Annotated in this window: 18 protein-coding genes, 3 rRNA genes and 1 pseudogene; 1 reads left to right on the top strand and 21 read right to left on the bottom strand. The window is 66.6% G+C overall.

Features of this window, described 5'->3' with window-relative positions:
* The 8 genes from QE428_RS10080 to QE428_RS10045 form a co-directional block, all read right to left on the bottom strand.
* Complete coding sequence (locus tag QE428_RS10080) at positions 1–651, bottom strand: NUDIX hydrolase (RefSeq protein ID WP_307468690.1); 651 nt, start codon at positions 649–651, stop codon at positions 1–3.
* A 3-nt stretch (positions 652–654) separates the two neighbouring features.
* Positions 655–2,355: a CTP synthase gene (locus tag QE428_RS10075; protein ID WP_091352575.1), complete on the bottom strand. Its 1,701-nt coding sequence runs from the start codon at positions 2,353–2,355 to the stop codon at positions 655–657.
* Between the two features lie 71 nt (positions 2,356–2,426).
* The gene (recN, locus tag QE428_RS10070; protein WP_307468682.1) at positions 2,427–4,121 is read right to left on the bottom strand and encodes a DNA repair protein RecN; all 1,695 of its coding nucleotides are present in this window, start codon (positions 4,119–4,121) and stop codon (positions 2,427–2,429) included.
* Positions 4,118–5,038 (bottom strand): NAD kinase, encoded by a 921-nt coding sequence (locus QE428_RS10065; RefSeq protein ID WP_307468679.1) that lies wholly within the window; start codon positions 5,036–5,038, stop codon positions 4,118–4,120. Before QE428_RS10065 ends, recN begins: the two co-directional genes overlap by 4 nt.
* Entirely contained in the window at positions 5,035–5,841 is an 807-nt protein-coding gene (locus tag QE428_RS10060) for a TlyA family RNA methyltransferase (protein ID WP_307468676.1), read from the bottom strand. Before QE428_RS10060 ends, QE428_RS10065 begins: the two co-directional genes overlap by 4 nt.
* On the bottom strand, positions 5,838–6,002 hold the full coding sequence (locus QE428_RS10055) for a hypothetical protein (protein ID WP_157681063.1): 165 nt from the start codon (positions 6,000–6,002) through the stop codon (positions 5,838–5,840). The genes QE428_RS10060 and QE428_RS10055 overlap by 4 nt, the downstream gene beginning before the upstream one ends.
* Before the next feature lie 56 nt (positions 6,003–6,058).
* Entirely contained in the window at positions 6,059–7,090 is a 1,032-nt protein-coding gene (locus tag QE428_RS10050; RefSeq protein ID WP_307468673.1) for an HAD-IIA family hydrolase, read from the bottom strand.
* Positions 7,090–7,755 (bottom strand): hypothetical protein, encoded by a 666-nt coding sequence (locus tag QE428_RS10045; RefSeq protein ID WP_307468670.1) that lies wholly within the window; start codon positions 7,753–7,755, stop codon positions 7,090–7,092. Before QE428_RS10045 ends, QE428_RS10050 begins: the two co-directional genes overlap by 1 nt.
* A gap of 6 nt (positions 7,756–7,761) precedes the next feature.
* On the opposite strand from QE428_RS10045, the gene QE428_RS10040 reads away from it, so the two are divergent.
* On the top strand, positions 7,762–8,751 hold the full coding sequence (locus QE428_RS10040) for a hypothetical protein (RefSeq protein WP_307468668.1): 990 nt from the start codon (positions 7,762–7,764) through the stop codon (positions 8,749–8,751).
* Positions 8,752–8,888: 137 nt separating this feature from the next.
* Here QE428_RS10040 and rrf read toward each other — a convergent pair.
* From rrf to argC, 13 genes and pseudogenes are all read right to left on the bottom strand, one after another.
* Positions 8,889–9,005: ribosomal RNA gene (gene rrf, locus QE428_RS10035) — 5S ribosomal RNA — on the bottom strand.
* A gap of 98 nt (positions 9,006–9,103) precedes the next feature.
* Positions 9,104–12,209 (bottom strand): 23S ribosomal RNA (locus tag QE428_RS10030).
* 373 nt (positions 12,210–12,582) lie between these two features.
* Positions 12,583–14,105 (bottom strand): 16S ribosomal RNA (locus QE428_RS10025).
* The 16S, 23S and 5S rRNA genes sit together here, the layout of an rRNA operon.
* 582 nt (positions 14,106–14,687) lie before the next feature.
* Positions 14,688–16,001, bottom strand: coding sequence for a tyrosine--tRNA ligase (gene tyrS / locus QE428_RS10020; protein ID WP_307468665.1), 1,314 nt, complete (start codon positions 15,999–16,001; stop codon positions 14,688–14,690).
* 230 nt (positions 16,002–16,231) lie between these two features.
* Positions 16,232–16,927: a hypothetical protein gene (locus QE428_RS10015; RefSeq protein WP_307468662.1), complete on the bottom strand. Its 696-nt coding sequence runs from the start codon at positions 16,925–16,927 to the stop codon at positions 16,232–16,234.
* The gene (locus QE428_RS10010) at positions 16,924–17,565 is read right to left on the bottom strand and encodes a SatD family protein (protein ID WP_307468659.1); all 642 of its coding nucleotides are present in this window, start codon (positions 17,563–17,565) and stop codon (positions 16,924–16,926) included. The genes QE428_RS10015 and QE428_RS10010 overlap by 4 nt, the downstream gene beginning before the upstream one ends.
* A 73-nt stretch (positions 17,566–17,638) precedes the next feature.
* Positions 17,639–19,070 (bottom strand): annotated as a pseudogene (gene argH, locus QE428_RS10005) (argininosuccinate lyase).
* Positions 19,067–20,194, bottom strand: coding sequence for a DUF418 domain-containing protein (locus QE428_RS10000; protein ID WP_307468656.1), 1,128 nt, complete (start codon positions 20,192–20,194; stop codon positions 19,067–19,069). The pseudogene argH and the gene QE428_RS10000 overlap by 4 nt, the downstream one beginning before the upstream one ends.
* Entirely contained in the window at positions 20,173–21,096 is a 924-nt protein-coding gene (argF, locus tag QE428_RS09995; RefSeq protein ID WP_307468652.1) for an ornithine carbamoyltransferase, read from the bottom strand. Before argF ends, QE428_RS10000 begins: the two co-directional genes overlap by 22 nt.
* Positions 21,093–22,337, bottom strand: coding sequence for an acetylornithine transaminase (locus QE428_RS09990; protein ID WP_307468650.1), 1,245 nt, complete (start codon positions 22,335–22,337; stop codon positions 21,093–21,095). The genes argF and QE428_RS09990 overlap by 4 nt, the downstream gene beginning before the upstream one ends.
* A complete protein-coding gene (gene argB / locus QE428_RS09985) occupies positions 22,334–23,233 on the bottom strand; it encodes an acetylglutamate kinase (RefSeq protein ID WP_307468647.1) in 900 nt (299 codons plus the stop codon). The genes QE428_RS09990 and argB overlap by 4 nt, the downstream gene beginning before the upstream one ends.
* Positions 23,230–24,387: a bifunctional glutamate N-acetyltransferase/amino-acid acetyltransferase ArgJ gene (gene argJ / locus QE428_RS09980; protein WP_307468644.1), complete on the bottom strand. Its 1,158-nt coding sequence runs from the start codon at positions 24,385–24,387 to the stop codon at positions 23,230–23,232. The genes argB and argJ overlap by 4 nt, the downstream gene beginning before the upstream one ends.
* Positions 24,384–25,433 carry an N-acetyl-gamma-glutamyl-phosphate reductase gene (gene argC / locus QE428_RS09975; RefSeq protein ID WP_307468642.1) on the bottom strand — a complete coding sequence of 350 codons (1,050 nt, stop codon included), beginning with the start codon at positions 25,431–25,433 and terminating at the stop codon, positions 24,384–24,386. The genes argJ and argC overlap by 4 nt, the downstream gene beginning before the upstream one ends.
* Positions 25,434–25,568 lie beyond the last annotated feature (135 nt).

The following is a 25,568-nucleotide window of genomic DNA, read 5'->3' as shown; positions in this document are numbered from 1 at the left end:
TCAGCCCTGCGGTCGGTCCGCGCCCACGGGACGCGAGCGTCCCGGCCACGGCGCGTCGGCGGCGCCGAGCGTCGTCCACTCGCGGGAGCGGCCGGCAGCGGCGGCGAGGGCCGCGATGACGAGCGACGGGTTCTGGAGCTTCCGAGCCAGGACCGCGTCGACGACCTCATCCAGCGCCACCCACCGCACCTCGATGTCCGCTTCCTCCTCGGTGCGGGCGAAGGCTTCGGACGTCGCCGCGAGTCCGCGGGCCAGATAGATGCGGATCGCCTCGTCGCTGCCGCCGGGGCTCGTGAAGAAGTCCGAGAGCACGTCCCACCGCTCGGCGGTCAAGTCCGCCTCCTCGGCGAGCTCGCGCTTCGCGGCCTCGAGGGGGTCCTCCCCCGGCACGTCCAGCAGGCCTGCCGGGATCTCCCAATCGCGGAAGCCGACCGGGTGACGGTACTGACGGATGAGGAGGACGCGCCCGTCGTCGTCGAGCGCCAGGACGGCGACCGCACCGGAGTGGTCGACGTACTCGCGGACGATCGACCCGTCACCGTAGGCGAACTCGTCCCGGCGGAGATTCCAGACGTGCCCCTCGAAGACCGTCTCGGTCTGCGTCACACGAACCGCGACGGCGTCGTCCTGCAGAGGCGCAGCATCCGTCATCGCTCAGTCCTCGTTCTCGACGTCGAACAGCTCGCTCGCGCGGTGCCGGTCGAGAGCCGCGGCGATGAGACCTCGGAACAGCGGGTTCGCCTCGGTCGGCCGCGAGCGGAGCTCGGGGTGCGCCTGGGTCGCGATGTAGTACGGGTGCACGTCTCGCGGGAGCTCGACGTACTCGACGAGGTCGAGGTCGGGGTTCAGGCCCGAGAACCAGAGACCCGCGTCCGCGATCTGCTGGCGGTAGGCGTTGTTGACCTCGTAGCGGTGACGGTGACGCTCGGTCGCGCGGTCCGAGCCGTAGAGCTCCGCGGCGAGCGAGCCCTCGGCCAGTGCAGCCTCGTACAGACCCAGACGCATCGTGCCGCCCATGTCGCCGCGGTCGAGGATGTCGACCTGCTCCGCCATGGTCGCGATGACCGGGTGCGGCGTCTCCGGGTCGAACTCGCTCGAGGACGCGTCCTCGATACCGGCGACGTGGCGCGCGTACTCGATGACCATGCACTGCAGGCCGAGGCAGATGCCGAGCGTCGGCAGCCCCTGCTCGCGGGCGAACTTCAGCGCCCCCAGCTTGCCCTCGATGCCGCGGATGCCGAAGCCGCCGGGGATGACGATCCCGTCGACGGCCGACAGGGCCTTCGCGGCACCCTCGGGCGTCTCGCACAGGTCCGAAGGGATCCACACGATCTGGACCTTGGTCTCCTGCGCGAACCCGCCCGCCTTCAGGGCCTCGGTGACCGAGAGGTACGCGTCGGGCAGGTCGATGTACTTGCCGACGAGACCGACGGTCACCTCGTGCTTGGGGTTGTGGACCGCGTTCAGGACTTTGTTCCAGCGGGTCCAGTCGATGTCACCCGCCTTGGCGTCGAGGCCCAGGCGTCGCACGATGTACGCGTCGAGACCCTGGTCGCTGAGCGTCGAGGGGATGTCGTAGATGCTCGGCAGGTCGACGGTGTTGATGACCGCATCCTCGTCGACGTCGCACATGAGCGCGATCTTGCGCTTGTTGGACTCGGTGACGGGGCGGTCGCTGCGCAGGACAAGCGCGTCGGGCTGGATGCCGATGGAACGCAGCATCGCGACGGAGTGCTGCGTGGGCTTGGTCTTCTGCTCGCCCGAGGCACCCATGAACGGCACCAGCGAGACGTGCACGAAGAAGACGTTGTCGCGGCCGAGCTCGTGCCGGATCTGACGCGCCGACTCGATGAACGGCTGCGACTCGATGTCGCCGACCGTGCCGCCGACCTCGGTGATGATCACGTCGGGGCGGGGCTCTTCGCTCGCCTGCAGGCGCATGCGCCGCTTGATCTCGTCGGAGATGTGCGGGATGACCTGAACGGTGTCGCCCAGGTACTCGCCGCGGCGCTCCTTGGCGATGACCTCGGAGTAGATCTGACCCGTCGTGACGTTCGCGGCCTGGCTCAGCTCGATGTCGAGGAAGCGCTCGTAGTGACCGATGTCGAGGTCGGTCTCGGCGCCGTCGTCGGTCACGAAGACCTCACCGTGCTGGAACGGGTTCATCGTTCCCGGGTCGACATTCAGGTACGGGTCGAGCTTCTGCATCACGACGCGCAGGCCGCGCGCGGTGAGGAGGTTACCGAGGCTGGCGGCGGTCAAACCCTTGCCGAGAGACGAAACGACACCACCCGTCACGAAGATGTGCTTGGTGATGTCGTTGTTTTTGCGTCCCGCGCCCGAAGAGTCCGTCACGGGCTTTCACTCTATCAGCCCTCCTGCGCACCCGGTCCGGAGGCCGCCCGGGTGTCGCCTCGACCGGCGTCTCAGCGAGCGCGTCCGAGCTCGAGCAGTTCGCGCGCGTGCCCCAGTGCCGCGTCCGAATCCGCCATACCCGACAGCAGGCGTGCCATCTCGGCGGCGCGTTCCTCACCCTCCAGACGACGGACGCTCGACGCGGTGACCGATCCGTCGTTCGACTTGACGACCGACAGGTGGTTGCCGGCGAAGGCGGCCACCTGCGCCAGGTGGGTGACGGCGATGACCTGGCTCGTCTCGGCGAGTTTCGCGAGCCGACGGCCGACCTCGATCGCCGCGGCGCCGCCGATACCGGCATCCACCTCGTCGAAGACGAAGGTCGGAACGGGATCGGTCCCCGCGATCACGACCTCGATCGCGAGCATGACACGGCTGAGCTCGCCACCGGACGCGCCGCGGGCGACCGGACGCGGAGACGCGCCGGGATGCGGCGCGAGCTGGATCGTCACGACATCGCGGCCGTGAGCGGCCTCGGAGCCGGGGTCGACGGCGACCGTCAGCCGCGCGTCGGGGAGGGCGAGGTGACGGAGCTCCTCGGTGACGGCGTCGCCGAGACGGGATGCCGCGGCTCGCCGCGCCTCCGTCAGCTCGGCGGCGCGCGCGTCGACTTCGTCGCGGAGCCGATCGCGTTCGACGGTCAGCCGCTCGATGCGGTCGCCGTCGTCGTCGAGCTCGGCGAGGCGCGCGGAGCCCGTGGCGAGCAGCCCGATGGCCTCGTCCAGCGAACCGTGGACCCGGATGAGTGCACCCAGTGCGGCCCGTCGCTCTTCGACCGCCGCAAGCTCGTGCGGACCGCCCTCGTCGAGGTCGGCGAGATACCCGCTGAGCTCCCCCGCGATGTCGGCGACCCGGTAGCCGAGCTCCTCGATCGCCGCAGCGTGCGCTCGCAGCACCTCGTCGGTACCGGCAGCGCGCTCGAGGGCCCGTCGAGCCTCAGCCAGGAGCTCCTGCACATCGGGCAGGTCGTCCTCGTTCGAGAGCGCGGTGTGCGCGGTGGCCGCAGCCATCCGCAACTCCTCGACGTTCGCCAAGCGGTCGGCGCGCTGCGCCAGCTCGACGTCCTCACCGGGCTGCGGGTCGACCGCCTCGATCGCGTCGATCGCGCTCCGGAGTTCCTCCGCCTCACGCGCACGCGCGCTCTGCTCGGTCGTCAGCGTCTCGAGCTCAGCCGCCGCGGTCCGCCAGGCATCCCACACCGCGCGGTACCGTTCGAGCGACGTCGCGATCTCGGCACCGCCGAACCGGTCCAGCGCGTCGCGCTGCGCGGCGGCCGACGTCAACCGGAGCTGATCGGACTGACCGTGGACGACGACGAGCTGGTCCGCGAGGTCTGCGAGCACCCCCGCGGGCGCCGTCCGGCCGCCGACGGTGGCACGACTGCGACCCTCGCTCGACAGCGTGCGACCGAGGTAGAGCTCCGCCCGCCCGTCACCGAGCGGTTCGATGTCGCCCCCGGCATCCCGGACCCGTTCGACGACAGCGCCGGCCTCCGGAACGATCCACACGCCGTCGACCGCGGCCTGATCCGCTCCGGCGCGCACGGCGCCGGAGTCCGCCCGCGCTCCGAGGAGAAGGCCGAGACCCGTGACCACCATCGTCTTGCCGGCGCCGGTCTCACCCGTGATCGCGGTGAAGCCCGGACCGATCGGCAACGTCGCCCCCGCGATCACTCCGAGGTCGCGCAGCCGGATCTGCTCGATCACAGCACCGTCTCCGCATCGCCCCGCCACCCCGCGATGGGGAGCTGGAACTTGCGGACGAGCCGGTCGGTGAAGACCGACCGGTGCAGGCGCGCCAGGCGCACCGGCTGCGTCGATCGCCCGACGACGACACGTGCGCCGGGAGGCAGGTCGTGGGAGCGGCGGCCGTCGCACCACAGCACGCCCCGGCCCTGGTTGCGCTCGAGGACGTCGAGCGAGACGGACGTCTCGGGCCCGAGGACGAGAGGCCGGGCGAACAGGGCGTGCGCCGACAGCGGCACGAGGCAGAGTGCCTGCACCGAAGGCCAGACGACGGGGCCACCGGCCGAGAAGTTGTAGGCCGTCGACCCGGTGGGGGTCGCCACGACGACGCCATCGCACCCGAAGGACGACAGCGGCCGTCCGTCGATCTCGATCATGACCTCGAGCATGCGCTCTCGAGATGCCTTCTCGACGGTCGCCTCGTTGAGCGCCCACGTGGAGTAGACGACACTCCCATCGGCGTCACGGACCTCGACCGACAGCGTCATCCGCTCGTGGATCTCGTAGTCGCGGGCGAGGGCGCGGCCGATCGCCTCGTCGACGTCGTCCGCTTCGAGCTCGGCGAGGAACCCGACGTGACCCATGTTGACCCCCAGGAGGGGAACGGATGCCGCGCGCACCAGCTCGGCCGCGCGCAGGATCGTGCCGTCGCCGCCGAGGACGATCGCGATCTCGATGTCCGAGACGTCGATGCCGCCTTCGCCGAGGATCGCCGTGTCGAGGTCGCCGAGCGCAGCCGCGAGCTCGGGGTCGTCGCCCGGGACCACGGGGCGCAACCCCGCCGCGTGGACGGCGGCGACGACGCGCCGGGCGCCGGCCACGGTGTTCTCACGCAGCGCGTGCGCCACCACGAGGATGTTGCGCGTCGCGTCGGTCATGCGGCTCCCGCCAGTCGGTTCACGGTGTCCAACCATTGTGTCGGATTGACGTCGTCGGTCGTCCCGGGTCGCAGATGGATGAGGAACTCGCGGTTGCCGTGAGTCCCGGCGATCGGCGACGCGATCACCCCGTGGGTCCCGAGGCCGGCATCCCACGCCGACCACAGGACGCTCGCCACAGCGTCCGCCCGGCGCCCGGCATCCGTCACCAGACCCTCCCGGACACCCGTGCGGCCGACTTCGAACTGCGGCTTGACGAGCAGGACGAGATCGGATGCCGCAGCGCACACAGCCGCCGCTGCGGGGAGGACGTGCGTGAGCGAGATGAACGAGAGGTCCCCTGTCACGAGGGTCGGCACGTCGGCGACGCCGCTCGCCTCGGCGAGGGACGCGGGCGTCATGTGCCGTGCGTTGAAGCCTTCGACCACGGCCACCTCGGGAAGGGCGGCGACCTCCGCCGCAAGCTGCCCGTGTCCCACGTCGACGGCGAGCACCCGGGCGGCGCCGCGCTCGACGAGCACCTGGGTGAACCCTCCGGTCGAGGCTCCCATGTCGAGCGCGACGCGCCCGCCCGGGTCGACTCCGAACGCGTCGAGGGCGGCCAGGAGTTTGTGGGCGGCGCGGCTGACGTAGTGGTCGGATGCCGCGACCTCGATGTGCTGTTCGTCACCAACCTTGACCGAGGCCTTCACGACGGGCTGACCGTCGACGCTGACCAGTCCCGCGTCGATGAGCTGAGCCGCATGGGTGCGGCTGCGCGCGAGACCGCGTGCGGCCACGGCCGCGTCGAGTCGGCTGCTCATGCGTTCGGGTCGCGCGGACCCGATTCGAGACGCTTCGCGAGCTCGTCGTGCAGCAACGCATACGCGGCCGCGCGCTCCCCCAGCGGCTGGTCCTCGATCACTTCGAGCGTCGAGAGCAGGTCCTCGCGGCGCGCGTCGCCGTCAGCGGCATCCATCGACATGTTCCCCACCCTACGCGGCGCGGAGGACGGCGGACGTGAACGCGGCGGCGCCGTCGTCAGCGTCGGTGGAACGGGTCGGCGTAGAGCCGCTCGGGCACCCGGAAGCCGTAGATCGCCCGTCCGGTGCCCCAGATCGCCGCGGCGCCGGCGCGCACGAGATCGATCGGACGATCACCCTCGGCGACGATGTGCACGTCCGGCCCGTCGATCCGCACCGAGGCGGAGCCGACGGTGGTCACGTCGCCCTTCACGATCGTCTCGGGGTACGGCTCGTGGAGCTCTCTCAGGTCGCCGACGATGTAGGTCGGCCTTGAGGAGTTCGGCGCGGCCAGGACGTGCTTGGGCCTGTCGATCCCGGTGAGCACCAGGACGGAGTCGATCTCCGCGGCCTGCGCGCCGGCGATGTCGGTGTCGAGCCGGTCGCCGATGAAGAGCGGATGCCGTGCCCCGAACCGCGCGACCGCCTCGTCGAAGATGGGGCGCTCGGGCTTTCCCGCGACGGTGGCCAGTCGTCCCACAGCCGTGTGCACCGCGGAGACGAGAGTGCCGTTGCCCGGCGCGATGCCGCGTGCCTGCGGGATCGTCCAGTCGGTGTTCGTGGCGATCCAGGGGATGCCGCCCTCCTCTTCGGGGAGCGCGAGGGCGTATGCCGCCTCGGCGAGCTGCGCCCAGCCCACCTCGGGAGCGAAGCCCTGGACGACGGCGGCTGGACGATCGTCCGCGCTCCGGGTCACCGAGTACCCGGCCTTGTCGAGCTCGAAGACGAGACCGTCGCCGCCGACGACGAGGATGGTGGCACCCGAGGGGACCTTGTCGCGCAGCAACCGGACGGCCGCCTGCGGACTGGTGACGACCTCGTGCGGCTCGGTCGCGAGACCGAGCTCCGTGAGGTGCCCGGCCACGACACTGTCACGACGGGAGGCGTTGTTCGTGATGTACGCGAGCGGACGGTCTCGTCGCGATGCCGTCAGACTCTCCACGGCGTGCGGGATCGCAGCGTCACCCGCGTAGACGACGCCGTCGAGATCCGCGAGGACCAGGTCGACGCCGTCGAGAGGCGTGGGACGCGTGCGGGAGAAAAGCCCCATCAGGAGCGCTCCTCCTCGTCGTCCTCCTGAACGGATGCCGGTTCGTCGTCCACGTCGTCGTCACCGGCGTCGTCGGCCGGGTCCTCGATCTCTTCGTCGAGCTCGATCTCATCGATCTCGTCGATCTCGATCGTCTCCGAATCGGCATCGACCTCACCCAGAGCCGCGGCGGCGATGTCGGCCCGACGCTGCCACTGGGCGGCCTCATCGTCCTGGCCGAGCTCTTCGAGGACGGCGGCGCGCGCCGCGAACAGTCCGGGGCTCCACGGGAACGCCGTGTCCGGATCGAGTTCGGGAATGTCGAGTTCCTGGAGGGCACGGTCGGGTTGACCGAGGTCGAGACGGGCGCCCGACATCGCGATCGCGAGTTCGACACGGACGTCGGTCGGCAGAGAAGCACGGTCGACGGCACGTCCGACCTCGAGCGCGCGGTCGGGGCGACCGACACCGCGCTCGCTGTCGACCATCAGGGCGATCTGGTCGTCTCGACCGGAGATCCGGCGGAACGTCCGCAGTTCGCGCAGGGCGAGGGCGAAGTCTCCGACGGCGTAGGCCGTGATCGCGACGGTCTCGCGGACCACGGCGATGCGACCGGCGCTGCGGGATGCCGCCAGGGCATGCTCGTGGGCCAGGGTCGGGTCTTCATCGATGAGACGGGCGGCCATGGCGAGGTGACGAGCGACCTGCTCCGCGTTGTCCTTGCTGAGGGTCTTCAGCTCGTTACGCGCAGCACCGTTGAGATCGCGTGCCGTGACCTCATCGGGAACGACCGGGCCTGCCGGCATGCTCCGACGGTCCGAGTCCTGCGGCGGCCGCGAAGACCGACGCTCCCCGTCGCGCTGCGGGTACGACGGACGGTCGCCATCGCGGCGCGGGTACGACGGACGGTCGCCATCGCGGCGCGGGTACGACGGACGGTCGCCATCGCGGCGCGGGTACGACGGACGGTCACCATCGCGGCGCGGGTACGACGGACGGTCACCATCGCGGCGCGGGTACGACGGACGGTCACCATCACGACGCGGGTACGAAGGACGGTCACCGTCACGCTTCTCATACGGACGTCGCTCGCCGTCACGCTTCTCGTAGGGACGTCGCTCGCCGTCACGCTTCTCGTACGGACGTCGCTCTCCGTCACGCTTCGGGTACGACGGACGGTCACCGTCACGGCGCGGGTAGGACGGACGGTCGCCGTCACGCTTCTCGTAGGGGCGTCGCTCCCCGTCACGCTTCGGGTACGACGGCCGGTCGCCATCGCGGCGCGGATACGAGGGACGGTCACCGTCACGACGCGGGTACGAGGGACGGTCGCCGTCACGCTTCTCGTACGGACGACGCTCGCCATCGCGCTTCGGGTACGAGGGACGGTCGCCGTCACGCTTCTCGTAAGGACGACGCTCCCCGTCACGCTTCGGGTACGACGGACGGTCACCATCACGACGCGGATACGAGGGACGGTCACCATCACGACGCGGGTACGAGGGACGGTCGCCATCACGCTTCTCGTACGGACGACGCTCACCATCGCGCTTCGGATACGACGGACGGTCACCCTCGCGACGCGGCGCGGAACCGCGTTCGCTGTCGCGGCGCTCGGAGGGGCGACGGTCGCCGTCGCCGCGCGACGGGCGTCCGCTATCCCGCGACCGCTCGTCGCGTGAGCTCGAGGAAGCAGGGGTGAACTTCCGTTTGCCGCCCGACTTTTCAGGGCGCTGCTCGTCCGTCATCTCTCTGTCCTCTCACGTACGCGTTAACGAGAAATGGCCACCCAACTCTGGGTGGCCATTTCACGAAAGAAGTCCGGCGGTGTCCTACTCTCCCACAGGGTCCCCCCTGCAGTACCATCGGCGCTGTGAGGCTTAGCTTCCGGGTTCGGAATGTAACCGGGCGTTTCCCTCACGCTATGGCCGCCGAAACACTATTGATGTTTCAGTCTGCACAACGATTATTCGTTATGCGGTTCTCGACCGTACATCGAGAACCACTCAGTGGACGCAAGCACCTAAACGGTGTGTTATCAAGTCATCGGCTTATTAGTACCGGTCAGCTTCACGTGTTACCACGCTTCCACATCCGGCCTATCAACCCAGTAGTCTGGCTGGGAGCCTCTCACCCGAAGGTATGGAAATCTCATCTTGAGGCCGGCTTCCCGCTTAGATGCTTTCAGCGGTTATCCATCCCGAACGTAGCTAACCAGCGGTGCTCTTGGCAGAACAACTGGCACACCAGAGGTTCGTCCAACCCGGTCCTCTCGTACTAGGGTCAGATCCTCTCAAATTTCCTACGCGCGCAGCGGATAGGGACCGAACTGTCTCACGACGTTCTAAACCCAGCTCGCGTACCGCTTTAATGGGCGAACAGCCCAACCCTTGGGACCTACTCCAGCCCCAGGATGCGACGAGCCGACATCGAGGTGCCAAACCATGCCGTCGATATGGACTCTTGGGCAAGATCAGCCTGTTATCCCCGAGGTACCTTTTATCCGTTGAGCGACAGCGCTTCCACAAGCCACTGCCGGATCACTAGTCCCGACTTTCGTCCCTGCTCGACCTGTCAGTCTCACAGTCAAGCTCCCTTGTGCACTTACACTCGCCACCTGATTGCCAACCAGGTTGAGGGAACCTTTGGGCGCCTCCGTTACTTTTTGGGAGGCAACCGCCCCAGTTAAACTACCCACCAGGCACTGTCCCTGAACCGGATTACGGTTCGAAGTTAGATATCCAGAGTGACCAGAGTGGTATTTCAACAATGACTCCACGGTAACTGGCGTCACCGCTTCAAAGTCTCCCACCTATCCTACACAAGCCACACCGAACACCAATACCAAGCTGTAGTAAAGGTCACGGGGTCTTTCCGTCCTGCTGCGCGTAACGAGCATCTTTACTCGTAATGCAATTTCGCCGAGTTCGCGGTTGAGACAGTTGGGAAGTCGTTACGCCATTCGTGCAGGTCGGAACTTACCCGACAAGGAATTTCGCTACCTTAGGATGGTTATAGTTACCACCGCCGTTTACTGGGGCTTAAATTCTCAGCTTCGCCTTGCGGCTAACCGGTCCTCTTAACCTTCCAGCACCGGGCAGGCGTCAGTCCGTATACATCGTCTTGCGACTTGGCACGGACCTGTGTTTTTAGTAAACAGTCGCTACCCACTAGTCTCTGCGGCCTCCACGCCCTTTCGGAGTAAATCCTAATAAGCGGAAGGCCCCCCTTCTCCCGAAGTTACGGGGGCATTTTGCCGAGTTCCTTAACCACGATTCTCTCGATCTCCTTGGTATTCTCTACCTGACCACCTGAGTCGGTTTGGGGTACGGGCAGCTAGAACCTCGCGTCGATGCTTTTCTTGGCAGCATAGGATCACCCACTTTTTATCCGCATCGTGTCTCAGCCTATGTGAGAGACGGATTTGCCTATCTCTCGGCCTACGCACTTGCCCCGGGACAACCATCGCCCGGGTTGGGCTACCTTCCTGCGTCACACCTGTTAATACGCTAGCCGCACCAGAACGGGGTCGAGCGTTAGACCGGCCGGCTTCACCCCGAAGGGATCCACTCAGCCGGGTTAGGACTCTTAGCACCACTGGATTAGCTTGGGCGGTTCTTCGCCGGTACGGGAATATCAACCCGTTGTCCATCGACTACGCCTGTCGGCCTCGCCTTAGGTCCCGACTTACCCAGGGAAGATTAGCTTGACCCTGGAACCCTTGGTCTTTCGGAGGACGTGTTTCTCACACGTCTTTCGCTACTCATGCCTGCATTCTCACTCGTGTAGCCTCCACGGCTGGTTCACACCGCCGCTTCGCTGGCCACACGACGCTCTCCTACCCATCAACACGGCTGGACCACGAAGGCCTACCAATAATGTCAATGCCACAACTTCGGTGGCGTGCTTGAGCCCCGTTACATTGTCGGCGCGGAATCACTTGACCAGTGAGCTATTACGCACTCTTTCAAGGGTGGCTGCTTCTAAGCCAACCTCCTGGTTGTCACAGCAACTCCACATCCTTTCCCACTTAGCACGCGCTTTGGGACCTTAGTTGGTGGTCTGGGTTGTTTCCCTCTCGACTATGAAGCTTATCCCCCACAGTCTCACTGCTGCGCTCTCACTTACCGGCATTCGGAGTTTGGCTGACGTCAGTAACCTTGTAGGGCCCATCGGCCATCCAGTAGCTCTACCTCCGGCAAGAAACACGCAACGCTGCACCTAAATGCATTTCGGAGAGAACCAGCTATCACGAAGTTTGATTGGCCTTTCACCCCTATCCACAGCTCATCCCCTCAGTTTTCAACCTAAGTGGGTTCGGTCCTCCACGACGTCTTACCGTCGCTTCAACCTGGCCATGGATAGATCACTTCGCTTCGGGTCTAGGACATGCGACTGAATCGCCCTATTCAGACTCGCTTTCGCTACGGCTACCCCACACGGGTTAACCTCGCCACATATCGCTAACTCGCAGGCTCATTCTTCAAAAGGCACGCTGTCACCCCTACTAAGGAGGCTCCAACGGTTTGTAAGCAAACGGTTTCAGGTACTATTTCACTCCCCTCCCGGGGTACTTTTCACCTTTCCCTCACGGTACTTGTCCGCTATCGGTCATCTGGGAGTATTTAGGCTTATCAGGTGGTCCTGACAGATTCACACGGGATTTCTCGGGCCCCGTGCTACTTGGGATACTCTTCGCGTCAAGAGAAGCATTTCGACTACGGGGTTGGCACCCTCTATGACCCGCCTTTCAATGCGGTTCGTCTATACCTTCTTGTAACGCCGACAGTTCGGCAGAACTATCTGAAAAGTCCCACAACCCCGAATACGCAACTCCTGCCGGATATCACACGTACTCGGTTTAGCCTGTTCCGGTTTCGCTCGCCACTACTAACGGAATCGCGGTTGCTTTCTCTTCCTGTGGGTACTGAGATGTTTCACTTCCCCACGTTCCCTCTACCCGCCCTATATATTCAGGCGGGAGTCACTAGGTCGGCACGCCGCCCAGCGGGGTTTCCCCATTCGGACATCCTCGGATCAAAACTTGCTTATCAGTTCCCCGAGGCTTATCGCAGATTGCTACGTCCTTCTTCGGCTCCAGATGCCAAGGCATCCACCGTTTGCTCTTAAAGACTTGAAATCACATGAGTTGAATCGTCAATCGAAATTGACTAATGATCTTTAAGATCATCTTTCACGAACCGATCAAAAGATCAGCTCGCAAGATGCTCGCGTCCACTGTGTAGTTCTCAAAGTACGGGCGGTACCTTCCCCGCACCAGCAATCGCCGGCACAAGAAAAGGCCCAGAGGTTCGGACTTCCATCCGGTCCCTCAGGACCCAACAGCGTGCATGTGTCAGAAGCCTCACCCCGAACCGTTCCAAACCCGAAGGTCGTACTAGATCCGGAAGTCACCCTCCGACACCTCGTCAAATGTTCCACCCATGAGCTCCGGTCGAGAACATTCGTCTCGAAACCGGCTCTGTCACTCCGAAGAGTGCAGTGCTCCTTAGAAAGGAGGTGATCCAGCCGCACCTTCCGGTACGGCTACCTTGTTACGACTTAGTCCTAATTACCGATCCCACCTTCGACGGCTCCCTCCACAAGGGTTGGGCCACCGGCTTCAGGTGTTACCGACTTTCATGACTTGACGGGCGGTGTGTACAAGACCCGGGAACGTATTCACCGCAGCGTTGCTGATCTGCGATTACTAGCGACTCCGACTTCATGAGGTCGAGTTGCAGACCTCAATCCGAACTGGGACCGGCTTTTTGGGATTCGCTCCACCTCGCGGTATTGCAGCCCTTTGTACCGGCCATTGTAGCATGCGTGAAGCCCAAGACATAAGGGGCATGATGATTTGACGTCATCCCCACCTTCCTCCGAGTTGACCCCGGCAGTATCCCATGAGTTCCCACCATTACGTGCTGGCAACATAGAACGAGGGTTGCGCTCGTTGCGGGACTTAACCCAACATCTCACGACACGAGCTGACGACAACCATGCACCACCTGTTTACGAGTGTCCAAAGAGTTGACCATTTCTGGCCCGTTCTCGTATATGTCAAGCCTTGGTAAGGTTCTTCGCGTTGCATCGAATTAATCCGCATGCTCCGCCGCTTGTGCGGGTCCCCGTCAATTCCTTTGAGTTTTAGCCTTGCGGCCGTACTCCCCAGGCGGGGAACTTAATGCGTTAGCTGCGTCACGGAGTCCGTGGAATGGACCCCACAACTAGTTCCCAACGTTTACGGGGTGGACTACCAGGGTATCTAAGCCTGTTTGCTCCCCACCCTTTCGCTCCTCAGCGTCAGTAACGGCCCAGAGATCTGCCTTCGCCATCGGTGTTCCTCCTGATATCTGCGCATTCCACCGCTACACCAGGAATTCCAATCTCCCCTACCGCACTCTAGTCTGCCCGTACCCACTGCAGACCCGAGGTTGAGCCTCGGGATTTCACAGCAGACGCGACAAACCGCCTACGAGCTCTTTACGCCCAATAATTCCGGATAACGCTTGCGCCCTACGTATTACCGCGGCTGCTGGCACGTAGTTAGCCGGCGCTTTTTCTGCAGGTACCGTCACTTTCGCTTCTTCCCTGCTAAAAGAGGTTTACAACCCGAAGGCCGTCATCCCTCACGCGGCGTTGCTGCATCAGGCTTTCGCCCATTGTGCAATATTCCCCACTGCTGCCTCCCGTAGGAGTCTGGGCCGTGTCTCAGTCCCAGTGTGGCCGGTCACCCTCTCAGGCCGGCTACCCGTCGACGCCTTGGTGAGCCATTACCTCACCAACAAGCTGATAGGCCGTGAGCCCATCCCAGACCGAAAAATCTTTCCAACTGCTGACCATGCGATCGCAGCTCATATCCAGTATTAGACGCCGTTTCCAGCGCTTATCCCAGAGTCAGGGGCAGGTTGCTCACGTGTTACTCACCCGTTCGCCACTGATCCACAGAGCAAGCTCTGCTTCACCGTTCGACTTGCATGTGTTAAGCACGCCGCCAGCGTTCATCCTGAGCCAGGATCAAACTCTCCGTAAAAGAAAAATACTGACAACGACCGGAATAGGCCGAAGCAGCGAGTTTGAACTGACCAAAGAGATAAATCATTGCTGACTATCCGTTGCCGACACCGAAGTGCCGGACTTTGATCCAAAGGAATCTCACCTCAGCCAAAGCTGAGATCGAGGTTATTTGGCATTTGACAAGTGCACGCTGTTGAGTTCTCAAGGATCGGATGCTCCCACACCACCCCGCAGGGCTTCGTAGTGAGGCAACGTCACACTCTTCGCTCGACTCCCGAACGAGACGGCACGCAACGATCAGGAGATCGTGTCGGGCTCATCACCACGGGGCTTCGAGGTGGAGTCCCCATCCTAGACCACAAGGTCTTGTTCTCTCTAGGAGAGGTTTGGGATGGATGTGGTTCTCCGCTTGAGGGGGCCGGAGGCCTTTCGGTCTCTCGCTCTTCCCTGTGGGGCGAACAAGTAATAAGTTACGCGGCTCCCGCAGGTCCGGCAAATCACGCCCGCATCCCGGGCGTGTCGCGCTGATCAGGAGCCCAAACAACAGAGGCCGCTCCCCCCACGGATCGGGAAGAGCGGCCTCGGAGAGGGCCATTCGTCAGGACACGAACACGCCGGCCATCGTCTTCTTGCCGCGCCGGAGCACGGAGACGCCACCGGGGAGCGAACCCGTGATGACCTGCCCCTCGTCGACGACCTTCACACCGTCGACGGAGACACCTCCCTGCGAGATCGCGCGTCGCGCCTCGCTCGCACTGGAGACCAAGCCGGTGTCCAGGAGCGCCTGTACGACCGGGATCTCCCCGGCCGTCGCCACGTGCGGCAGCTCCTCGAGCGCAGAGCGGAGCGTGGGGGCGTCGAGGGCGGTGAGATCCCCCTGCCCGAAGAGTGCGTCGGACGCGGCGGCGACCGCATTCGCGGCATCCGCTCCATGCACCGTCGTCGTGACCTCCATCGCGAGACGACGCTGCGCCGCACGCCGGAAGGGCTCGTCGGCGACCAGCCGCTCGTACTCCTCGATGTCGGCGCGCGTCAGGAACGTGAACACCTTCAGGCGAGCGACGACGTCGGCATCATCGGTGTTGAGCCAGAACTGGTACATCCGGTACGGGCTGCACATGTCGGCATCCAGCCACACCGCGTTGCCCTCGCTTTTGCCGAACTTCGTCCCGTCGCTGTTGGTGATCAGCGGCGTGCCGATGGCATGCACGGACGTCCCCTCGACGCGGTGGATCAGATCCGTCCCACTCGTCAGGTTCCCCCACTGGTCGCTGCCACCCGTCTGCAGGACGCAGTCGTACTGGCGGTACAGCTCGAGGTAGTCCATCCCCTGCAGGATCTGGTAGCTGAACTCGGTGTAGCTGATGCCCGCGTCGGAGTTGAGGCGGGCGGCGACGGCATCCTTCTTAAGCATCGTGCCGACCCGGTAGTGCTTGCCGATCTCGCGCAGGAAGTCGATCGCGCTCATCGGCGCGGTCCAGTCGAGGTTGTTCACGAGCCGGGCCGCGTTCTCGCCCTCGAAGCTCAGGAACCGTTCCACCTGGCCCCGCAGCCGCTCGACCCACTCGGTCACGGTCTCTCGAGTGTTGAGCGTCCGCTCCGCCGTGGGCCGCGGATCGCCGATGAGACCGGTCGATCCACCCACGAGTCCGAGCGGCTTGTGCCCGGCGAGCTGCAGACGCCGCAGGAGGAGGAGCTGCACGAGGTTGCCGAGATGCAGGCTCGGCGCCGTCGGGTCGAAGCCGCAGTAGTACGTGATCGGCGATCCGGAGAGGAGGTCGCGAAGCGACGCTTCGTCGGTCGACACGTGCACGAGGCCGCGCCAGACGATCTCGTCCCACACGTTGGCGAAAGACGGGTCGTTGGCGGGCGCGAGCGCCGTCAGATCGGCGCTCGATACGGATTCAGACACGTCTTCCAGGCTATCAGCGGGGCCACGGCTGATCAGTCCGCCGCCACCTCGTCGTACAGGCCGATGACGTTCCCCTCGGAGTCGCGCAGATAGACCCGGCGCGAGCGTTCGTCGAGGAGCTGGATCTCGCCCATCTGCTCCCCCACCTGCGGCGACCGCGAGAGCGACCGTGTCGTCGATGCGGTCGACGGTGGGATGCGGCACGCAGACCCCGGCTTCCGCGACAAGGGTCAGGCGGCGGTGCCCCACCACAGGAGGAACGCCGCTCCGAGCGCGGTCACCCAGCTGACGAGACTGCCGATGAGGAAGTACTCCGCGCGCGTACCGAGGTCGGTGTCGCGCGAGATCTCGGGAAAGCGCACGATGCCCTTCGCGGCGAGCACGGCGGCGAGGAGCGTGAACGCGCCGGTCCCCGTCAGCGCGAACACCAGGACGCGCTCGAGCGGGCCGATCAGGCGCCCGCCCTTGAGGATCGTCGGGGCGTCGGACGCGACCTCGCCACCGCGCAGTGCCGCCCGCACGACGACGTTGCCCGACTCGGTGAGGAACGCGAGGGCACCGATCACGAAGACGCCGACGTCGAGACTCACCGCGCCGAGCGGGGAGCCGGTCGGCCAGATCGCTCCGAGCGGACCCTGATCGTCACGGACACCCGTGACGGCGACCGCAACCAGTGCGACCAGCGCGACGACGATCAGGGGCCAGAGGCCGGCCCGACCTCCTGTCGAACCGGGCGTCGTGACCACCCACATCGAGGCGACACCGGTCGCGGCGAATGCCCAGACCGCGGCATCCGCTCCGGAGGCGCCGACGAGGACGAGGAGGAACGCCACGATGTAGAGCAACGCTCTCAGCCGCGCGGGCGCATGACGACGGATGAGGTCCGCGAGACCGACCCCGAGCAGGACGATGCCGGCGCCGATCACGACGGATCCGTCGACAGATCGGTGAAACCCGCAACGAGGGCGGCGGAACCCGCAGCGGAGAGAGCTTGCGAGACGGCGGGCTGGGTGATCCCTTCCGCCTCCGCCAACTCCCGCTGCGTGCGTCCGAGGCACCGGCCGTACGTGAGTCGGCGGGTGCGCCCGCTCATGGCCGACACGAGCTCGTCGCGCGCCAGAACGTACGCGTTGGCGTAAGCGATGCGTTCGGTCATGACGGCATCCTGTCCCTGTTCCGTCGCGATGCGCGTGCGCGCGTGCGGCACGGCGCGGTCCTGCAGTCGATGAGCATGCTCGATCGCAGCACGCGCGGCCCACCAGCCGGGCCCATCGGTGATGCCGTCGTCGACGCGATCGACCGCACCTACTCCGAGTCCGAACCTGAGCTGGATGCCCTCCGGGAGGTGGAGCTGCAGGAGCAGCAGCGAGGCGAGCGCCGCGGGCAGGTCGGGGTACACCGCCTGGAATTCGTCACCGACCGTGGCGGCGAGCGGGGAGACGGAGACCGGGTGATCCGCATGTACCTGATGCGACGAAGCGATGATCGCGCGCTGGGCACCGGCGCGATCGGTCAGGGTGCGGGACCCGACGATGTCGGCGATCACGGCGACGTGAGAGGGCATGTCGGCATGCTACGGCGCTTATCATCGCAGCGCAATAAGCTTTTTGCTTATTTTATCGCCGGTATAAGCGGGATCAGATGTCGAGTTCGCGTGCGAGGTCCTGCACCCGGGACACCAACGCCGAACGCTGCTCACCCACCCGCACGGGAGCGGTGCCGCCCACGCCGTCACGGCTGGCCACAGACCCCTCGACCGTGAGGACGTCCCGCACGGCCGGCTCGAGATGCGGCGAGACCTCAGCCAACAGCGCGTCGTCCGCATCCTCGAGACCGATCCCCCGCTGCTCGCAGGCCTGCACCAACGCGCCGGAGATCTCGTGCGCGTCACGGAACGGAACGCCGCGCTTGACGAGCCAATCCGCCACGTCGGTCGCCAACGAGAATCCCTCGGGAGCGGATGCCGTCATCCGGTCGGTGTCGAAACGGAGAGTCGCGATCATCCCCGCGAACGCCGGGAGAAGGACTTCGAGCGTCGTCACCGAGTCGAAGACGGGCTCCTTGTCCTCCTGCAGATCGCGGTTGTACGCGAGAGGGAGAGCCTTCAGCGTGGCGAGCAGGCCGGTGAGGTTGCCGATCAAGCGGCCGGATTTTCCCCGAGCGAGCTCCGCGATGTCGGGATTCTTCTTCTGGGGCATGATGCTCGAGCCCGTCGAGAAGCCGTCGTCCAGGCGTACGAACGAGAACTCGCGCGTGTTCCAGATGATGATGTCCTCGGCGAAGCGGGAGATGTCGACGCCGATCATCGCGGCGATGAAGGCGAACTCCGCCACCACGTCGCGCGCCGACGTCCCGTCCATCGAGTTCTCGGCCGGCCGCGCCAGACCGAGGTCCTGCGCCACGGCGTGGGCGTCGAGACCGAACGTCGCACCGGCGAGCGCTCCCCCGCCGTAGGGCGAGACCGATGCCCGGGCCGTCCAGTCCCGCAGCCGTTCCAGGTCGCGGACGAGGGGCCAGGCATGCGCCTGCAGGTGATGCGCGAGAAGCACGGGCTGGGCGTGCTGGAGATGTGTCCGCCCCGGCATGATGGCCGTCGAGTGGGCCTCGGCTTGAGCGACGATCGCGTCGACGACGCGCACGATGTCCCGCGCGATCACCCGCGAGTGGTCGAGGAGGAACAGTCGCACCAGTGTCGCGATCTGATCATTGCGACTGCGGCCGGCGCGGAGCTTGCCACCCAGCTCGGAACCGACCTCACGGATCAGGGCGGCTTCGAGCGCACCGTGGACGTCTTCGTCGGACTCCACGGCCACCAGGTCACCGGAACGCAGGGCGTCACCGAGCGCGTCCAACCCGGCATGCATCCGCGACTCTTCCTCGGCCGTCAGGTATCCGGCGGCGGCGAGCGCACGCGCATGCGCGTGGGAGCCCGCCAGGTCGTAGTGGGCCAGAGCCCAGTCGAAATGCGTGGATCGACTCAGATTCGACGAGCTCCGGAGACGGGCCGGTGGCGAAGCGTCCGCCCCACAGTGCACCCTGGTTCGTCGCGTCGCTCTTGCTCTCACTCACGTGACCACCCTATCGGCGGGGTCGAGGTTCCATCCGGGCACCAGTGTGCGGGACAGGAAGGCCAGCGCGCGTTCCAAGGGCCCCCGGCCGCACAGTAGCGCCCATGCTGTGCAGAAGACGACGGCTCCCAGGCAGAACCACCAGAAGAGTCCGAGATCACGGAACGCCTGCAGGTCGGTCGTGTCATCGAAGACGCCGAGCGCGATGACGGCCCAGACGAGGACCTGCCCCACGTAGGCGGTCAACGGCATGGACCCGACCGCACGGAGGGGGGCGACCAGCCACGTGATCGGCGTGCGGCACAGGAGCAGGCAGGCTCCGAGGACCGCCAGGGCGAATCCCCCCGAGCCGATGACCTCCGCGAGCCCGCCGCTGTGGGCCTCCGCGGAGAGCGCCGCCTCGCCGTAGGTTCCCGGCGACGTCATACCGCTCGCCTCGGCGACGATCGAGATGATGCCGCCGACCACCACGGCGGCAACGCCCGCCGCGAGGATCGTCACCTGCACGGACAGGATGCGGAGGTCCGTGCGTCCGATGGCGATGCCGGCGACGACGAACGCGATCCACAGCGGGAACGGATACGCCCATCCCGTGAACAGGAAGAACTGCCTCCCCGACTCGCCCTCCCACACCGGGAGCGCGTCGAGGAACGGCAGGACCCACGGCATCACGAGCGCGACGGATGCCGCGATGCCCCAGAGCGCGCGTATCGACAGGGCGAGGAGCGGGAGGGCGAGGAGGAAGAGGATGCCGTAGGCCTGGAGGATGACGTAGATCGGCACACCCGTCTGCGTGAGGAGCACCCCGATCAGCCAGAGCGCGACGGCGCGGACCGCGAGGCGCTTGCGGCTCACGCCCAGTCGCGCCCCGCGATGCGGCGTCCGCCCGCCGGTCATCAGCGCGATCGAGACTCCCGCGAGGGTGGCGAACAAGATCGACGATCGGCCGTTGACGAGGTCGGCCCACGTCGACGGGTCCGTGAGGGCCAGGGGCTCCTCGATGGTGAGCAGGTGCGCAGCGAGCATGCCGAACACCGCGAGCGCGCGGGCGAGGTCGATGCCGTGGAGCCTGGCAGGGCCGTTCCAGCTCCACCAGGTTCGGGTCAGCTCTGCCGCAACAGCCACACCAGCAGCGCCTTCTGCGCGTGCAGGCGGTTCTCCGCCTCATCCCAGACGACGCTCTGCGGTCCGTCGATGACGTCGGCGTCCACCTCGTACCCGCGGTCGGCGGGGAGGCAGTGGATGAAGACGGCGTCGTCCTGAGCGAGCACCATCGTCTCCTGCGTCACCTTGTAGGAGCCGAGATCCCGCAGGCGCGCGATCTTCTCCTCTTCCTTGCCCATCGACACCCACGTGTCGGTCACGATGACGTCCGCACCGGAGGCGGCCTCGTTCGGGTCGGTGTAGAGGGTGAGGGATCCGCCGGTTTCGGCGGCGCGGCGGTCGGCGTCGGCGACGACGTCCTCACGGGGTGCGTAGTCCTCCGGCGAGGCGATGCGCACGTGCATGCCGGCCGTAACACCTGCAAGCGCGTAGGAGTGCGCCATGTTGGAGAGCCCGTCACCGAAGAAAGCGAGGGTGAGACCCTTCAGCTCGCCCTTGTGCTCGCGGATCGTGAGCAGGTCGGCGAGCAGCTGACAGGGGTGGAAGTCGTCACTCAGGGCGTTGACGACGGGGACGCGCGTGTCCTTCGCCATCTCCTCGAGCCCGGCCTGCGCGTACGTGCGCCACACGATCGCGGCGACCTGGCGCTCCAGCACCCGGGCGGTGTCGGAGGGGGTCTCCTTGCCGCCCAGCTGGCTGTTCGCGGTCGAGATGATGAGCGGCGAGCCGCCGAGGTCCGCGATGCCGACGGCGAAGGACACCCGCGTACGGGTCGACGACTTGTCGAAGATGACGGCGACCGTCTGCGGACCGGCGAGCGGCTTCTCCTTCCAGCGGTCGGCCTTCAGCTCGACGGCCAGGTCGAGGATCTCGGCCTGCTCGGCCGGGGTCAGGTCGTCGTCGCGCAGCAGGTGGCGGGTCATGCGGAGGCCTCCGAAGTGTCGTGGGTCGTGTCGTCGAGCATGAGGGCGTCCTCGACAGTCGCGAGGGAGCGGGCGAACAGGGTCTGGAACTCGTCGATCTCGACGTCGCCGATCGTGAGCGCCGGGGCGAGACGGATCGTCGAGTCGTTGGCGGCGTTGATGATCAGGCCGTGCTGCTGGGCAGCGGCGACCACGGCGCCGGCGACGGGATGCCGGAGGGCGACGCCGATCAGCAGCCCCTGGCCGCGGCATCCCTCCACCAGTGCCGAGCCGATCGCGCCGACGGCGTCGCGGACCTGGCGGCCGCGCTCTGCCGCCGCCTCGACGAGGCCGGCGTTCTCGATCTCGTCGAGGACCGCGGACGCCACGGCCGTCGCGAGCGGGTTGCCGCCGAACGTGGATCCGTGGGTGCCCGGGTAGAAGAGCTCGCTCGCGGCACCGAAGGTGATGAGGGCGCCGATCGGGATGCCGTTGCCGATGCCCTTGGCGACGGTGATCGCATCCGGGGTGATGCCGGTGTGCTGGAACGCGAACCATGCGCCGGTGCGCCCCGCTCCGGTCTGGATCTCGTCGATGATCAGCAGCGCGCCATGGCGACGGGTGATCTCCCGCGCGGCCGCGAGGTAGCCCTCGGGGAGATCGAGCACCCCCGCCTCGCCCTTGATCGGCTCGACGAACAGCGCCGCGACGCGGTCGTCGATGGCCTCTTCGAGCGCCTCGATCGTGGAGTCGAGGAACTCGACTCCCGGGACCATGGGCTCGAAGGGCTGCTGCATGGCGGGCTTGCCGGTGAGGGCGAGCGTCCCCATCGTGCGACCGTGGAAGGCGTTCTTGAGCGCGAGGATGCGGGGGCGGTCGGTGCCGCCGTGGAGGCGCGCAAGCTTGAAGGCGGCCTCGTTGGCCTCCGCGCCGGAGTTGCCGAAGTAGACCCGGCCGGAGTCCCCTGTGCCGGCGAGCCGCTTCAGCCGAGCGGCGAGACCGAGCTGCGGCGGCGTGGCGAAGTAGTTCGAGACGTGCCCGAGCGTCGCGGCCTGCTCGGCGACGGCCTGCACGAACACGGGGTGCGCGTGACCCAGGGAGATCACGGCGATGCCGCCGAGGAAGTCGAGGTATCGGGTGCCTTCGTCGTCCCACAGGTGCGCGCCTTCGCCGCGCACGAGCAGAGCGAACCGGTCCCCCGAGTTGAGGACGAGGTCGCGCGCTGCGTCGTCCTTCCAGCTCACCGTCGTCTGCGCGGTCATCCCGCCACCACCTCTGTTCCGATTCCGCGTTGTGTGAAGAGTTCGACGAGCACCGAGTGCGGCTGGCGTCCATCGATGATCGCCGCGCGATCGACGCCGCCGTCGACCGCGTCGAGGCAGGCCTGCATCTTCGGGATCATCCCCGACTCGAGGCTCGGTACCAGGGCGCGCAGCTCCATGGCCGTCAGGTGCGAGACGAGGGAGTCGCGGTTGGGCCAATCGGCGTAGAGGCCGGCGACGTCGGTGAGGATGACGAGCTTGACCGCGCCGAGAGCGACGGCGAGCGCCGCAGCCGCGGCATCCGCGTTGACGTTCAAGGAGCTGCCCGGTGCGTCGACGTCCGGCGCGATCGACGAGACGACCGGCACCCGGTCGGCGGCGAGGTGGTCGAGGATGGCCGTCGGGTCGACGCCGACGACGTCGCCCACGTGCCCGAGGTCGTGTTCGGCTCCGTCGACCACGACACCGCGACGGCGTCCTTGGAAGAGTCCGGCGTCCTCCCCCGACATCCCGGTGGCGAACGATCCGTGCGCGTTGATGCGCGACACCAGCTGGGGGTTGATCTGCCCGGCGAGCACCATGCGGACGACCCCGATCGCCTCGGTGCTCGTGACGCGGTAGCCGCCCTTGAACTCGCTGGAGATGTCGAGGCGGTCGAGCATGGTCGAGATCTGCGGTCCGCCGCCGTGCACGACGACGGGTTTCACCCCGACGTGGTGCAGGTAGGCGATGTCCTCGGCGAAGGCGGCCTGCAGCTCCTCGCTGACCATCGCGTTGCCGCCGTACTTGATGACGACGATCTGATCGCGGAAGCGCTGGAGCCAGGGCAGGGATTCGACGAGGACCGCGGCCTTGCCGGCGGCCTCTTCGGGCGTGGTCTGCTGGATGTCGGTCATGACGAATAGGCGCTGTTCTCGTGGACGTAGTCGTGCGTCAGGTCGTTGGTGAGGATCGTCGCCGCCGCCTGACCGACGCGCAGGTCGACGAGGATGTGCGTCGCGCGGGGAGTCAGGTCGACCTCCTCGCGGGGGCGGTCGGGTCCCCCGGCGGTGCAGACCCGGACCCCGTTGAACAACACGTCGACGTCGTACGGGTCGAAGGCGGCATCCGTCGTCCCGATCGCCGCCAGCACACGGCCCCAGTTCGGGTCGTTGCCGAAGATGGCGGCCTTGAAGAGGTTGTTGCGCGCGATCGAGCGGCCCACCGTGACGGCGTCCGCCTCGTTCTCGGCGCCGACGATCTCGATCGTGATGTCGTGGCTGGCGCCCTCGGCATCCCCCTGCAGCTGCGCGGCGAGGTCCAGGCAGAGCTCGGCGAGTGCGAGCGCGAAGGCGGCAGGCTCGGGACGGATGCCGCTGGCCCCGCTCGCGAGGAGCGTCACCTGGTCGTTCGTCGACATGCAGCCGTCGGAGTCGAGCCGGTCGAAGCTGACCCGTGTGGCCTCGCGGAGCGCGGCGTCGGCGGCCGCGGCATCCAGGTCAGCGTCGGTCGTGATGACGACGAGCATCGTCGCGAGGCCCGGAGCGAGCATGCCGGCGCCCTTGGCCATGCCGCCGATGGTCCAGCCGTCCTGCGAAACGACGGCGCGCTTGGGACGGGAGTCGGTGGTCATGATGGCGAGGGATGCCGCCTCTCCCCCGTCGGCGGAGAGGGCGGCGACCCCCTTCTCGACGCCGTCGAGGACCTTGCCGCGGAAGACCTCGTCACCGGTGCCGATGAGACCGGTCGAGCAGACGAGCACGTCACCGGCGCCGATGCCGAGGAGCTCGGCGGCCTTCTCGGCGGTCTGGTGCGTGGTCTGGAACCCGAACGTGCCGGTGAAGCAGTTCGCTCCCCCGGAGTTCAGGACGATCGCCTCGACGACGCCGTCCCCGATGGCCTGCTGCGACCACAGGATCGGGTTGGCCTTGGCGCGGTTGGTCGTGAAGACGGCCGCACCGACCTTCTTGGGCCCGCGGTTCACGACGACGGCGACATCGTTCGCCCCGGTCGACTTCAATCCGACGGCGACGCCGGCCGCCTCGAATCCCTGTGCTGCCGTGACGCTCACGGTGCCACCCCGTTCACGCTCAGGCCCGTCGTCTCGGTGAGACCGAGGGCGATGTTCATCGATTGGATCGCGGCACCGGCGGTGCCCTTGACGAGGTTGTCGACGGCCGCGACCACGACGACGCGACCTGCCGCCCGATCGATCGCGAGTCCGAGGAGGGCCGTATTCGCGCCCAGCACGTCGGCCGTCCGTGGGAACGAGCCCTCGGGCAGGAGGTGCACGAACGGCTCGTCGGCGTACGCGGACTCCCACGCGCCCCGGATCTGCGCGTCGGTGACACCGTGCGCGATGGGGGCGGTCGAGGTGGCGAGGATGCCGCGCGCCATGGGGACGAGCACCGGGGTGAACGAGATGCGGATGTCCGCCTCGGTCGGCGCAGCCGCGGCGAGCGCCTGCCGGATCTCGGGGATGTGCCGGTGCGTGCCGCCGACCGCGTACGGGTTGGCGGTGCCGAGGATCTCCGACGCCAGGAGGTTCGTCTTGAGGCTCTTGCCTGCCCCGGAGGGTCCGACGGCGAGCACGGTGACGATGTCACCCGGATCGATGACGCCGGCGGCGACGCCGGGTGCGAGGCTCAACGAGACGGTGGAGGCGTTGCAGCCGGGGGCCGCGACGCGCCGCGCGCCGACGAGGGCGCCCCGTTGCTTCGCGCTCCCGACGGGGAGCTCAGGAACCCCGTACGCCCACGGCTCGGAGAACGCTCCCCCGTAGAACGCGTTCCACGCGGACGGATCGGTGAGGCGGTGGTCCGCGCCGGCGTCGATGACGAGCGGAACGTCCTCGAGCATCTCGGTGTACTGCGCGGACTGGCCGTGCGGCAGGGCGAGGAAGACGACGTCGTGCCCCGAAAGGACCTCGGGGGTCGTGTCCTGCAGCGTCAGGTGCGCGAGGGACCGCAGGTGCGGCTGGTGGTCGATGAGGGGCTGTCCGGCGTTCGAGTGGGCCGTGACGGTGCGGATCTCGACGTCGGGATGCGACGCGAGGAGGCGGAGGATCTCTCCACCCGCATAGCCGGAAGCGCCGGAGACGGCGACCGAGAAGGTCATGGATTCAACCTTATTGTCTGGAGTGAGCGGGGCCGAAGACGGCGACACCTGCGGCTCGATCCGTCGTGCGCGGAGAGCGGGAGGGGTCGCCTAGCGTCGGCGGTCGCCCAGACGTCGACGCGCGCGGACCACCGT

This window comes from Microbacterium sp. SORGH_AS_0505 (assembly GCF_030818715.1).
GTDB lineage: Bacteria > Actinomycetota > Actinomycetes > Actinomycetales > Microbacteriaceae > Microbacterium.
This window is presented reverse-complemented; position numbering and strand designations above follow the sequence as displayed.